Consider the following 11895-nt stretch of genomic DNA (forward strand, 5'->3'; position numbering starts at 1 on the left):
TCATGAGCAGAGAGTAATATTATCGTTTTAGTCCTTATTATATTCCAGCATGCCGCCTGTCATATTCTTGACCTTAAATCCATGATCTAGCAGGAAATAAGCAACATTCTCACTGCGGCGTCCGGAACGGCAGACGATGATGTGTTCTTCGTCCTTGTTTATTTCATCTAGACGAACTGGTATTTCACCCATTTTGATATGCGCTGCTTCTGGGATCTTCCCTTCAGCTACTTCTTCATCTTCTCGAACATCAATCAGAGATATCTTTTTGCCCTCTTGGAGCAATTGTTTTACTTCTGATGGTGAAATTTCTTTTAACTCTTCCATGAACGTTTGCCTCCTTTAATTCGCAACGATATTCACAAGCTTACCTGGCACTGTAATCACTTTGCGAATCGTCTTTCCTTCAATGCTTTGTTGAACGGATTCATCTTTTAGAGCAGCTTCTTCCATATCAGAACCACTGATGTTAGCCGCAATCGTCATCTTTGCTTTAAGTTTGCCGTTAACTTGAACAACGATTTCAACTTCATTTTCTACAAGCTGTGCTTCATCCCAAACCGGCCAAGACGCATATGCGATGCTGCCTTCTCCACCTAGCATTTCCCAAAGCTCTTCACAAATATGCGGAGCGATTGGGGATAGCATCTTAACAAATCCTTGCATGAAATCTTTTGGAAGTACTTCTTGTTTATTTGCTTCATTTACAAAGACCATCAATTGTGAAATGGCTGTATTAAAGCGAAGCCCTTCATAATCTTCCGTTACTTTCTTTACCGTCATATGGTAAAGACGGTTGAAGGCCTCTGTTCCTTGTGTATCTTGGATAGAAGGATTTATCTTCTCTCCATCTTCAGCAAGAAGCAATCTCCATACACGATCTAGGAATCTGCGAGCTCCGTCTAAACCAGTTGTGCTCCATGCGATGGAAGCGTCAAGTGGTCCCATGAACATCTCATACAAACGCAGTGTATCTGCACCATGGCTCGTTACGATCTCGTCAGGGTTAACTACGTTTCCTTTAGATTTACTCATCTTCTCATTATTTTCTCCAAGAATCATTCCTTGGTTGAAAAGTTTTTGGAAAGGCTCTTTTGTCGGAACGATACCAAGATCATACATAACCTTATGCCAGAAACGAGCATAAAGAAGATGCAGCACCGCGTGCTCCGCTCCACCGATATAAATGTCAACTGGAAGCCAATGCTTTAGCTTTTCAGGAGATGCTAATTGCTCCTCGTTTTTCGGATCGATATATCGAAGGTAGTACCAGCAGCTTCCTGCCCATTGCGGCATCGTATTCGTTTCACGACGTCCTTTCTTTCCTGTTTCAGGATCAACAACGTTTACCCACTCTTCAACGTTAGCGAGAGGAGATTCTCCTGTGCCTGAAGGTTTGATCTCTTTAACAATCGGAAGAAGAAGAGGAAGTTGATCTTCTGAAACCGTCGACATCGTACCATCTTCCCAATGAATAACCGGAATCGGCTCGCCCCAATAACGCTGACGTGAGAATAACCAGTCACGAAGACGATAAGTAATCTTCTTCTCACCTTTTTTGTTCTCAGAAAGCCATTCGTTCATTGTTGCAATCGCTTTTTCTTTCTGCATGCCATTCAAGAAATCTGAATTAACGTGTTCACCATCACCTGTGTATGCTTCTTCTGCCACATTTCCGCCGGCAACCACTTCAGCGATTGGAAGTTCAAACTTAACTGCGAACTCGTGATCACGTTCATCGTGAGCAGGAACTGCCATGATCGCACCTGTTCCATAGCTTGCTAATACATAGTCTGCAATCCAGATCGGAAGTTTTGCACCTGTTACAGGATGAATCGCATATGCACCTGTAAACACACCAGACTTTTCTTTTGCAAGCTCTGTACGTTCAAGATCAGACTTTGTTTCTACTTGTCTTTGATAAGCGGTAACTGCCTCTTTTTGGTCTTCTGTTACAATATCGTTCACTAGTTTATTTTCAGGAGCTAAAACTAAGTATGTCGCACCGAAAAGTGTATCAGGTCGTGTCGTGAACACTGTGATTTTAGAAGAATGTCCATCTACATCAAAGTGTACTTCAGCTCCCTCTGAGCGGCCGATCCAGTTTCGCTGCATGTCTTTCAAGCTCTCAGGCCAATCTAGTTCATCTAGATCTTCTAACAATCTGTCAGCGTATGCTGTGATCTTAAGCATCCATTGTCTCATAGGTTTACGAACAACAGGATGGCCGCCACGTTCACTTTTTCCATCGATGACTTCTTCGTTTGCAAGTACCGTTCCAAGTGCTTCACACCAGTTAACAGGTACTTCATCTACATATGCAAGTCCTTTATTATAAAGCTGGATAAAGATCCATTGAGTCCATTTGTAATAAGAAGGATCTGTTGTGTTAACTTCACGGTCCCAGTCATAAGAGAAACCAAGCTCTTTAATCTGTCTGCGGAACGTATTGATGTTTGTTTCTGTAAATTCTGCTGGATCGTTTCCTGTATCAAGCGCATACTGTTCGGCAGGAAGTCCGAAAGCATCCCACCCCATCGGATGAAGTACGTTGTATCCTTGCATACGCTTCATTCTAGATAGAATATCTGTCGCCGTATAACCTTCTGGATGACCAACATGAAGGCCAGCTCCAGATGGGTATGGAAACATATCTAGCGCGTAAAATTTCTTTTTATCATATTCTTCTTTTGTTTGGAACGTTTTGTTCTGATCCCAAAACTGTTGCCACTTTTTCTCGATTGTTTTGTGGTTATAATACATAACCGATCCTCCTTAGAAAACTATACTTTTAAAAACAAAAAACCTCCCGCCCCTAATAAACATTAGGGACGAAAGGTTAGTTAACAATTTAAACCTGCCGCGGTACCACCCTGATTAATGCAAAAATCGCATTCACTCGGAAACATACCTTAACGCGGCAAACGGCAAGCATTACTTCATTCACACTTGCAACTAAAGGGCGAGTTCAAAAAAGTCCGGGTTGACTTGCACCAGCCGTCAACTCTCTATCATTCCATTCTTTTTTTACTATTCCCTATCATCGTTATTAAAAATTTAGATGCTAATTTGTATTTTATGAATAACTCCCTAAATTGTCAAGGTTGTTTAGACGTATAATAGCCTATTTTTCCCACTTTTAAACAAATGCTATATCGCTGTAAGTGGTATCTTGACAAACATTTAGGAGCTGTATAATGTTATGTTAACCGTTATTATTTTCATGTTAACATTTAAAAGGGGTGCAACAAACATGCATGAAACCAACGAAAAACTGAAGATGTCACTTTACGCAGCTCTGATGGCAGGAATTACAGCGATTCTTGCTCAGCTGACCATTCCACTACCGGTAGTTCCGATTACAGGGCAGACATTAGCGATTGGTCTTTGCGCAACTATTTTAGGTCGTAAATACGGCACATTAGCTGTAATGATCTACGTCGCTATGGGTGCGATCGGTCTCCCAGTATTTTCTGAAGCTAAAGGTGGGTTCATGGTACTGATCGGTCCAACAGGAGGCTATATCGTCGGCTTTATTATCGCTGCTTTTATCACTGGACTCATTTTAGAAAAGACAAGTTTTACTCTGCTGCCTGCTGTTGGTGCAAATATAGTAGGTATGGTGATCACACTTGTTTTTGGTGCCGTTCAACTAAAGTTCATCGCAAGCCTTAGCTGGGAACAAGCGATGAGTGGTGGTGTTATTCCTTTTTTACTTGTCGGAGTAATTAAAGCCATTTTGGCTTCCGTTCTTGGTGTTACGATCAGAAGAAGATTATTGTCAGCTAAACTGCTTCCAAAAGAAGAAACAAGAGCTGCTTAATTCATTAAAATATGAACCAAGAGACCGTGATTATCACATCACGGTCTCTTGGTTGTTCATTATCTATCAATCTCAAGAAGCTTGTTGAGGAATTTCAGTTTGCTGAATGGCATGTCGACTCTTGCTATATAGGATCGTTAAAATGAAAGCAAGCACCATCAGGCCGATAATCGTTTGAAACAACACAGATATGTTGAACAGATCTGCAATCATTCCCCCAAACAACGGACCGAGCATCCTTCCGCCTGTGGCAGTAGAATTTACGATTCCTTGATAAAATCCTGCTCTGCCTTCAGGAGCGAGCTCTGCTGCGATGGATGGAACACCTGGCCATACGAGCATCTCTCCTATTGTCAGCACAATCATCGCTACCATAAACCCACTAAAGTCTTTTGCATTTCCCACCATCACAAATGAAATGACAAATATACAATAACCGACCAAAATTTGAGATGTTGTAGAATGAAGCCACTTTTTCAAGAAAAGGTTGACCAGCGGCTGACCAAGAACGATAAACACACCATTAACGGTCCAGAGTAAACTATACATTTTCAGACTTACCCCTAGTGATTGCGTATAAGCGGCGATCGTGGACTGCCACTGAACATAACCTATCCAAGCTAGCAGATACCCTCCGCATAAAATTAACAAAGCAATAAACGCTTCTTTGTTGTGAATTCTTTTACGTTGAGAAAAAACGGTTTGCACAGATGCTTCTTCTTTTTCATCTATGCCTTTAAAGCCGAATAACACAATAATAAAAAATACAAAAGATAGAGTGGAACAACTGATGAAAGATAGTGTGAAAGAATACGAAGCTGCAAATCCACCAAGAGCAGCCCCAAGCGCCACTCCTACATTCTGTGCAATATAGATTCTGTTAAACGCCTTCCTTCCACCCTCTTTCCACATCGTACCTGCTAATGCATACATAGATGGAAAGACGATTCCCATTCCAAATCCCATAAAAACAAGAAGGATACTGTACATCCAAAAATCATGAAACCAGATTAATAAGAAAGAAGTCGTAAATGAAATGGAGACTCCTAGCATAATCGTCTTGTAGCCTCCTAATTTATCAAACAGCAATCCTCCCGTTAAGTTGCCGATGATTCCAGCACCTGAGTTAAGTAATAGAACCATTCCTGCTACGGTAAGTGACTTACCAAGGTGTTCATGTATAAAAATCGTATTGATCGGCCACAAGAAACTTGAGCCCGTCACATTAAGTGCCATTCCAATAATGAGCAGCCATACTTTCGCTGGCATAAATATCCCCCGCTTGCTAACTAAGATGTCATAAACCACTCTGTATTTTATTCCTTTTTCCTGCACTTTACAATTTGAAAGTACTGACAACTCATTTTGCCGCTCAACGTGCGAACATGCTACAATGTCATATGGTGCTCATCACCGTATGAAGGAGTGAGAAAGATGACACACCTTATGGAAAAACCAGAGTATTTTGGAGAAAAAAGATATTACACATGGAATCAGCATTTAAAAACACACTTTGGAGATAAAATTATTAAAGTGCCACTTGATGGAGGATTCGATTGTCCGAATCGTGATGGCAACGCAGCATTTGGAGGATGTACCTTCTGCTCTCAAAGCGGCTCAGGAGATTTTGCAGGAAACCGCCGTGATGATATCATCACACAGTTTCACACCGTTAAAGAAAGAATGCATTCGAAATGGAAAAAAGGTAAATATATAGGCTATTTTCAAGCTTTTACGAACACGTACGCTCCTGTTGAGCAACTAAAAGAGCTATATGAAACGGTGCTCGAACAAGAAGGTGTTGTTGGACTTTCCATTGCTACGAGACCTGATTGTTTACCGGATGATGTAATTGAATATTTAGCTGACTTAAATAAACGAACTTATCTTTGGATCGAGTTAGGACTTCAGACTGTACATGAGCGAACAGCATTGCTCATCAACAGAGCTCATGACTACGCAACATATGTAGAAGGAGTAGAAAAACTTCGAAAACATAACATTAGAGTGTGTACACACATCATTAACGGATTGCCTTTAGAAACTCCTGAAATGATGATGGAAACAGCAAGGGAAGTTGCGAAACTAGATGTTCAAGGAATTAAAATTCATTTGCTTCATCTTTTGAAAAAGACACCGATGGTCAAACAATACGAACAAGGTATGTTAGAATTTCTTGATTTTGACACATATGTAAAACTTGTTTGTGACCAACTAGAGATTATTCCCCCACATATGATGATTCATCGACTAACTGGTGACGGACCATCTGACTTATTAGTAGGACCGATGTGGAGTCTAAATAAATGGAAAGTGTTAAACGCGATCGAAAGTGAGCTTAAAAATAGGAATAGTTATCAAGGGAAATTTTATAATACGTCTGAGGTGAACACCCTATGAAATTAGAAGGAGTTTTGCCGTTTGCGAGAACACTTCTTCGTACATTTTGTGATGAGGGAGATATCGTAATTGATGCAACATGCGGAAACGGAAACGACACTTTATTTTTATCAAAACTCGTCGGTGAGAGCGGCCATGTGTTTGCTTTTGATATTCAAAAGCAAGCAATCGAGAACTCAAAGCAACGACTTGTTGATCATCATGCAGATCATAACGTTACTTTTTTTCATGCCTCTCATGATGAATTAACAACTCAGTTACCTAGTGATCTTCATACAAAAGTAGCAGCTGCTATTTTCAACCTTGGTTACTTGCCTGGAAGCGATAAGTCGATTACAACAACAGGATCATCTACAATCGGTGCTATTGAACAGCTACTGCAACTATTAAAACCTGAAGGCGTCATCATACTCGTGATCTACCATGGGCATGAAGAGGGAAAAAGAGAAAAAGAACTAGTCATGAATTATGTAAAACAGCTGGATCAAAAACAGGCTCATGTTTTACAGTACGAATTTATTAATCAAAAAAACGACCCGCCATTTGTAGTCGCAATCGAAAAAAGAGGCTGAACTCAACTAATCAAAGTTGATTCAGCCTTTTTTAAAGTATACTCTTGTTAAATGGTGCAGTCTCAGGATTCAGAAACTAGTCGCCATCTATACACGTTGGGGTATTATGCATCAATCCAGAAATTTGAGCACGCAATCCAGAAGTTTCGGCTGTTTATCCACGAGATTTGCCTCTCCATCCAAAAGTTTTTGTCTTTAATCCACGAGTTTACAATCCTCGACAAATTACGCAGTAGTTACTATCCTCACATACCCCTGCTAAAAGCGAAGCACATTGAGATGAGACTAACCAATTCCAAGAGCTACAAAACTTGCTCTATCAGAAATTTATTTATGAGATAGAAGGTTTTAATCTTTGATATAATTTTCGATTTACATAGAAGAAGTAACTCGTTACGCCACCAACTTTAACGAGCTTTGCAGCCATCTTTTTGATTCCAGGGCTCTCAGACACCTTCCGATCTGCAAGATAGATCCCTAAGAGACCTCTTTGGATCAAACGGTGAAACCTTGAGTTAGGCAGGTTTGCACAGCTTTTCTCTGCTTTTTCCGCAAAATAAACCATACGTTCTAACATGTGCTGATCATTCTTATAATACGTACAAAAATTAAGATCACCTTCTAACTTGTCCTCATTTTGATCAATAAAATAATCCAAAAGAATATGAAGACCTTGCAGCCATGGAAAATATCCTTTTTTTATCGTTGCAGCAGATTCTTTCGTGAAGTTTCCTTGAAACGCATAGCTGACTAAACAGAATATGCCAAGCGTTGAACCTGCACAGGCTGAAAATTCGTACCAAGTTATATCTGGTAGAACGGATTGATACTCTCCAAACCAACTGATTAGACGTGGCTCTCTTTCTTGAACGATTACATGTTTATGTACTTGCAGGTCACAATAAATCGAAGCAAGTCCGATTAGTTCACTTGCGATATTCGGATAAGCTTTCATCTCTGACAAAACACTTTGACACGTGTAGACAAGTTCGTTTAAATAACCTCCGTCGTCCTGTTCTTCTCTGTAACGATAATAATTAGTAGGAACAGCGCCAGGAGATAGGGCATGAAACATGCTTTCATGAAGTGCTCGGAAATCTTTTTCATTCAGTGACGTGCTTCTGTCACAAAGATTATCTAAATAGTCGCTGATCGTTTGGTACGCCACCACAAACTCTATGGCTTTTTTGCGCTGGTTACCTGCTAGCAGTGTAAGGATAGCTCCCCCTTCACAGTGAAACATCTTATCCGATATGCTGCTAACTGCCTGTTTTCTCAATTCAGGGTTAGGAATCTTTTCAGCTCTATCATGCCAGGTCTTCAGCAGATGACTGACAGCCGGAAAAATCTGCGTATAAACGGAATACATCAATCCCCAAGGGTGAACCGGAACTTTGTTCATAAGATGGCTCCTTTTGTTTATTTCTTTCCTTACCTTTTTCTTTAATCGACCTCGCTATGCAAAAATAGAAATTTTTTCACATAATTAAACACATGATCTCTTTCAGGCTCGTTTAATACTTCATGATATAGGGACGGAAATTCTTTATACCATTTCTCTTGGAGCTGCACTGCGTTAAACCATTGCTTCACTTTCATTTTGTCAACGATTCGATCATCCCCCGCTTGTAAAAGCATTAATGGTACATTTGGGAAATCTTTATAATGATCGAAAACATGTTTTATCGAACCAATCAACTCTCGATACCACCTGACAGAAACTTTCTTAACGATCAACTTATCCTCTCTATCACGAATACGTATCTCTTCGTTCCTTGTAGCACTGCCTTCAGGTAAGTTGGTCGCTAACCTTACACTCGGAGCGAGTTTGTTCAATAGAACGGAAACGGCTTCTTTTCCTTTTGATGGGTAATGAACCAATCCTAAACACGGAGAGGATAAGATTACCGCTTTTACGCTTAGCCTTTTTTCCATCAAGGTTCTGATCACAGCTAATCCACCCATGCTATGTCCTAAGATATATACGGGAAGGCCTAATTTCTCGGCTTCTAGATACCATTTTTCTATGGTTTGGATATAATCGTCGAATGCATCAATATGTCCTCTTCTTCTCGTTGTCGTACCTTGACCAGGAAGATCGCCTGAAACACAATGCAAGCCCGCTTCGTTCAGTTGCTTGATGACCCAATCATACCTGCCATGATGTTCATTTGCACCATGTACGACAACGATTGTTCCGATCGCATCCTTTTTTGTTTTCCACGTCCACATTTCTCCACCTTCTTCTCTATTCATAAGACTTGATGATTTGCTAAACTGTAGATAGATAAATATTGATAATAGGAGTGTATAATGATGATCTATCCATTTGGAGATAAACAACCTAAGATTTCAGAAACTGCCTTTATTGCAGACTATGTCACCATAACGGGTGATGTTCAGATTGGCGAATATTCTTCTGTATGGTTTAACACATCCATACGAGGAGATGTTTCCCCGACTATCATTGGAAACTATGTAAATGTTCAAGATAATTCCGTTCTTCATCAAAGCCCGAACCGCCCTCTTCATTTAAAAGATGGCGTTACAGTTGGACATAGCGTGATTTTACATAGTTGTGTCGTTGAAGAGAACGCATTGATCGGAATGGGTTCACTCGTGCTCGATGGAGCTCACATTGGACAAGGAGCTTTTATAGGCGCAGGAAGTCTTGTTCCTCCTGGAAAAAAGATACCACCTAATACGTTAGCTTTCGGTCGGCCTGCTAAGGTGATCAGAGAATTAACAGAAGAAGATATCACGGACATGAACCGCATTCGCCGTGAATATTACGAGAAAGGTCAGTATTATAAGTCCTTGCAGCCTAAACGTTAAACTCGATTAGGTTACCATCTGGATCACTCACAAAAACTTGATGCCACTCTGTTTTGTTTGTTGGTTTGTTAACATAAGGAACGTTATGAACATCTAATGTTTTTATTAGCTTGTCCATGTCGGTAACTCTTATCGCAAAATGACCGTCTCTGCTATCAATCTCAGTCGTATTTCTTCTAGCCTTACCTTTAGGATGAACGATCAAATGAAGCTGTGTGTCACCGATATCATACCAAACGCCTGGAAAATCAAACTGCGGGCGTTTTTTATTTTGCTTGAAACCGAGAATTCCCTCATAAAAATAAAGGGATTCTTTTAGATTTGTTACAAGTAAGGATACATGATGTATTCCTGCATACATGTACTTCCACCTCACCTCTCTGTATGTTTTGCCCATAATTTTAACATAGAAACAAACAATTTGAGATGAATTCGTACTGAAACTGCCTTCCTTTTGAATACTTATAATAAAAGTTAACAATATGAAAGGAAGTTGTCTGATGCGTCCATCTAACCAAAAGTCTTATGTTCCTTATCATAGCCCTTACGATCCGTGCCCTCCGATCGGAAAAAAATATTACTCTACTCCTCCTAATCTATATATGGGATTCCAACCATATAACCTGCCACAATACTCACCAAAAGAAGCACTCCAAAAAGGCACATTATGGCCAGCATTTTATGATTATTATGAAAATCCCTATGAAAGAAGGAGGTAATCTTCGTGCCATCAACCTTACCTGAAGAGTTCTATCAGTGGATGGAAGAACTGCAAGCAGTTGATTTTGTTCTTGTGGAACTTACTTTATATCTTGATACACACCCACAAGATGAATCTGCAGTCCAACAGTTTAATCAGTTCGCAAAACAAAGAAAACAGATCAAAAGAGCCATTGAATCAAAATATGGTCCTCTCCAGCAATACGGAAACAGTTATTCAGGTATGCCATGGAATTGGAGTGACGGACCATGGCCGTGGCAGTTATAAAGCGAAAGGAGGTTCATTTAAATGTGGGTGTATGAAAAAAAACTGCAATATCCCGTTAAAGTCACTTCATGTAATCCGACACTTGCCAAATACTTGATCGAACAATATGGAGGTGCAGATGGAGAACTCGCAGCGGCTCTTCGGTATTTAAATCAGCGTTATACAATTCCAGACAAAGTGATAGGACTTCTTACAGATATAGGTACAGAGGAGTTCGCGCATCTCGAGATGATCGCAACCATGATCTACAAGCTGACAAAGGACGCCACACCAGAGCAACTAAAAGCCGCTGGCATCGCAGACCACTATGTAAATCACGACAGCGCATTATTTTACCATAATGCAGCGGGTGTACCGTTTACTGCAAGCTACATAGCTGCAAAAGGCGATCCGATAGCTGATTTATATGAAGATATTGCAGCGGAAGAAAAAGCACGAGCTACCTATCAATGGATCATTAATATGTCAGATGACCCTGACCTTAATGACTCTCTTCGGTTCCTAAGAGAAAGAGAGATTATCCACTCTCAACGATTCCGTGAGGCAGTTGAAATCTTAAAAGAAGAACGTGACAGGAAAATATATTTCTAACCATTCTGCACATGCAGGATGGTTTTTTTATAATAATTTCATACTGTCTTCATGTTCCCCTTACAATTGTATTTTATTATTATAGTATCAAACAAAATATGAATGGTAAGGGGGATATTCATGACAAAAGTAATCGACTGGCTTTATGAAAAAGAGTGTACATTTTTCCGGCTGATTAATGGAAGATTACACAGAAATTCAATGGATCATTTTTTTCACTTGTGGACACATCTTGGTGGTGCAACAGCTACTATCTCAACAAGTATTCTGCTTCTGTTATTTCTCCCTATGCATTTAAAGTCTTGGGGAATTGTTTGTATGCTGTCATTATTGATCAGCCACATTCCTGTTGCGATTTCTAAGAAAATGTACCCGAGAAAGAGACCGTATTTAAGCCTTCCAGATACAAACATCGGCGATAACCCATTAAAAGATCATTCTTTTCCATCCGGTCATACAACAGCCGTATTTTCAATCGTAACGCCTTTAATACTATTGAATCCGTTTATCGGTATATTTTTATTAGTTGCTGCTCTTTTAGTGGCCATCTCCCGTATGTATCTAGGTCTTCACTATCCATCTGATGTACTTGCAGGAATGATTCTAGGCATCAGCTCCAGCTTCTTTTCTTTGTTCTTAGTTAATAGCTTTGTCTTGCCTTATTTCTTATAAAAAGGAGATGAAGA

Annotated in this window: 14 protein-coding genes and 1 other annotated feature; of the genes, 8 read left to right on the forward strand and 6 right to left on the reverse strand. The window is 40.0% G+C overall.

Translation table 11 applies throughout. The features are described from left to right. Nucleotides 1-27: 27 nt before the first annotated feature. Together IHV09_RS20130 and leuS are read right to left on the reverse strand one after the other, a co-directional pair. Nucleotides 28-327: a rhodanese-like domain-containing protein gene (locus tag IHV09_RS20130; protein ID WP_197189617.1), complete on the reverse strand. Its 300-nt coding sequence runs from the start codon at nt 325-327 to the stop codon at nt 28-30. Nucleotides 328-342: 15 nt separating this feature from the next. Beyond that, nucleotides 343-2763 carry a leucine--tRNA ligase gene (gene leuS, locus IHV09_RS20135; RefSeq protein ID WP_197265346.1) on the reverse strand — a complete coding sequence of 807 codons (2421 nt, stop codon included), beginning with the start codon at nt 2761-2763 and terminating at the stop codon, nt 343-345. Nucleotides 2764-2824: 61 nt separating this feature from the next. Next, nucleotides 2825-3053 (reverse strand) — a binding site (T-box leader). Between the two features lie 200 nt (nt 3054-3253). Here leuS and IHV09_RS20140 point away from each other — a divergent pair. Continuing rightward, complete coding sequence (locus tag IHV09_RS20140; protein WP_197265347.1) at nt 3254-3823, forward strand: biotin transporter BioY; 570 nt, start codon at nt 3254-3256, stop codon at nt 3821-3823. A gap of 72 nt (nt 3824-3895) precedes the next feature. On the opposite strand, the gene IHV09_RS20145 is transcribed toward IHV09_RS20140, so the two are convergent. Next, nucleotides 3896-5092, reverse strand: a complete 1197-nt coding sequence (locus tag IHV09_RS20145) for an MDR family MFS transporter (protein WP_197131787.1) — start codon at nt 5090-5092, stop codon at nt 3896-3898. A gap of 165 nt (nt 5093-5257) precedes the next feature. On the opposite strand from IHV09_RS20145, the gene IHV09_RS20150 reads away from it, so the two are divergent. Both IHV09_RS20150 and IHV09_RS20155 read left to right on the forward strand, forming a co-directional pair. Next, entirely contained in the window at nt 5258-6223 is a 966-nt protein-coding gene (locus IHV09_RS20150) for a TIGR01212 family radical SAM protein (RefSeq protein ID WP_197265348.1), read from the forward strand. After that, nucleotides 6220-6795, forward strand: coding sequence for a class I SAM-dependent methyltransferase (locus IHV09_RS20155; RefSeq protein WP_197265349.1), 576 nt, complete (start codon nt 6220-6222; stop codon nt 6793-6795). Before IHV09_RS20150 ends, IHV09_RS20155 begins: the two co-directional genes overlap by 4 nt. A gap of 331 nt (nt 6796-7126) precedes the next feature. Here IHV09_RS20155 and IHV09_RS20160 read toward each other — a convergent pair whose 3' ends face one another. Further along, nucleotides 7127-8197 carry a tetraprenyl-beta-curcumene synthase family protein gene (locus IHV09_RS20160; protein WP_197131793.1) on the reverse strand — a complete coding sequence of 357 codons (1071 nt, stop codon included), beginning with the start codon at nt 8195-8197 and terminating at the stop codon, nt 7127-7129. A gap of 41 nt (nt 8198-8238) precedes the next feature. Next, nucleotides 8239-9027: an alpha/beta hydrolase gene (locus tag IHV09_RS20165; protein ID WP_197265350.1), complete on the reverse strand. Its 789-nt coding sequence runs from the start codon at nt 9025-9027 to the stop codon at nt 8239-8241. Between the two features lie 84 nt (nt 9028-9111). On the opposite strand from IHV09_RS20165, the gene IHV09_RS20170 reads away from it, so the two are divergent. Next, nucleotides 9112-9630, forward strand: a complete 519-nt coding sequence (locus tag IHV09_RS20170) for a gamma carbonic anhydrase family protein (protein ID WP_197131798.1) — start codon at nt 9112-9114, stop codon at nt 9628-9630. Here IHV09_RS20170 and IHV09_RS20175 read toward each other — a convergent pair. Then, entirely contained in the window at nt 9620-9991 is a 372-nt protein-coding gene (locus IHV09_RS20175; protein WP_197131801.1) for a VOC family protein, read from the reverse strand. The two genes, IHV09_RS20170 and IHV09_RS20175, sit on opposite strands and share 11 nt — an antisense overlap. Nucleotides 9992-10130: 139 nt before the next feature. Between IHV09_RS20175 and IHV09_RS20180 the strand changes: the two genes are divergently transcribed. The 4 genes from IHV09_RS20180 (at nt 10131) to IHV09_RS20195 (ending at nt 11881) form a co-directional block, all read left to right on the forward strand. Continuing rightward, nucleotides 10131-10349 carry a spore coat associated protein CotJA gene (locus IHV09_RS20180; RefSeq protein ID WP_197131804.1) on the forward strand — a complete coding sequence of 73 codons (219 nt, stop codon included), beginning with the start codon at nt 10131-10133 and terminating at the stop codon, nt 10347-10349. 41 nt (nt 10350-10390) lie between these two features. Continuing rightward, nucleotides 10391-10618, forward strand: a complete 228-nt coding sequence (locus IHV09_RS20185; protein WP_197132171.1) for a spore coat protein CotJB — start codon at nt 10391-10393, stop codon at nt 10616-10618. Nucleotides 10619-10639: 21 nt separating this feature from the next. Then, nucleotides 10640-11209 carry a spore coat protein CotJC gene (gene cotJC, locus IHV09_RS20190; RefSeq protein ID WP_191752016.1) on the forward strand — a complete coding sequence of 190 codons (570 nt, stop codon included), beginning with the start codon at nt 10640-10642 and terminating at the stop codon, nt 11207-11209. 120 nt (nt 11210-11329) lie between these two features. Beyond that, entirely contained in the window at nt 11330-11881 is a 552-nt protein-coding gene (locus IHV09_RS20195; protein ID WP_197189622.1) for a phosphatase PAP2 family protein, read from the forward strand. The last annotated feature ends 14 nt before the right edge of the window (nt 11882-11895 follow it).

This window comes from Fictibacillus sp. 23RED33 (genome assembly GCF_015903925.1).
Lineage (GTDB): Bacteria > Bacillota > Bacilli > Bacillales > Fictibacillaceae > Fictibacillus > Fictibacillus phosphorivorans.

What these genes read in the sequence shown, in the direction of transcription:
- IHV09_RS20145 (WP_197131787.1), bottom strand. Translation starts at nt 5,092, where the DNA reads ATGCCAGCGAAAGTATGGCTGCTCATTATTGGAATGGCACTTAATGTG.
- leuS (WP_197265346.1), bottom strand. Translation starts at nt 2,763, where the DNA reads ATGTATTATAACCACAAAACAATCGAGAAAAAGTGGCAACAGTTTTGG.
- cotJC (WP_191752016.1), top strand. Translation starts at nt 10,640, where the DNA reads ATGTGGGTGTATGAAAAAAAACTGCAATATCCCGTTAAAGTCACTTCA.
- IHV09_RS20185 (WP_197132171.1), top strand. Translation starts at nt 10,391, where the DNA reads ATGGAAGAACTGCAAGCAGTTGATTTTGTTCTTGTGGAACTTACTTTA.
- IHV09_RS20180 (WP_197131804.1), top strand. Translation starts at nt 10,131, where the DNA reads ATGCGTCCATCTAACCAAAAGTCTTATGTTCCTTATCATAGCCCTTAC.
- IHV09_RS20140 (WP_197265347.1), top strand. Translation starts at nt 3,254, where the DNA reads ATGCATGAAACCAACGAAAAACTGAAGATGTCACTTTACGCAGCTCTG.
- IHV09_RS20160 (WP_197131793.1), bottom strand. Translation starts at nt 8,197, where the DNA reads ATGAACAAAGTTCCGGTTCACCCTTGGGGATTGATGTATTCCGTTTAT.
- IHV09_RS20130 (WP_197189617.1), bottom strand. Translation starts at nt 327, where the DNA reads ATGGAAGAGTTAAAAGAAATTTCACCATCAGAAGTAAAACAATTGCTC.
- IHV09_RS20175 (WP_197131801.1), bottom strand. Translation starts at nt 9,991, where the DNA reads ATGTATGCAGGAATACATCATGTATCCTTACTTGTAACAAATCTAAAA.
- IHV09_RS20170 (WP_197131798.1), top strand. Translation starts at nt 9,112, where the DNA reads ATGATCTATCCATTTGGAGATAAACAACCTAAGATTTCAGAAACTGCC.
- IHV09_RS20165 (WP_197265350.1), bottom strand. Translation starts at nt 9,027, where the DNA reads ATGTGGACGTGGAAAACAAAAAAGGATGCGATCGGAACAATCGTTGTC.
- IHV09_RS20155 (WP_197265349.1), top strand. Translation starts at nt 6,220, where the DNA reads ATGAAATTAGAAGGAGTTTTGCCGTTTGCGAGAACACTTCTTCGTACA.
- IHV09_RS20195 (WP_197189622.1), top strand. Translation starts at nt 11,330, where the DNA reads ATGACAAAAGTAATCGACTGGCTTTATGAAAAAGAGTGTACATTTTTC.
- IHV09_RS20150 (WP_197265348.1), top strand. Translation starts at nt 5,258, where the DNA reads ATGACACACCTTATGGAAAAACCAGAGTATTTTGGAGAAAAAAGATAT.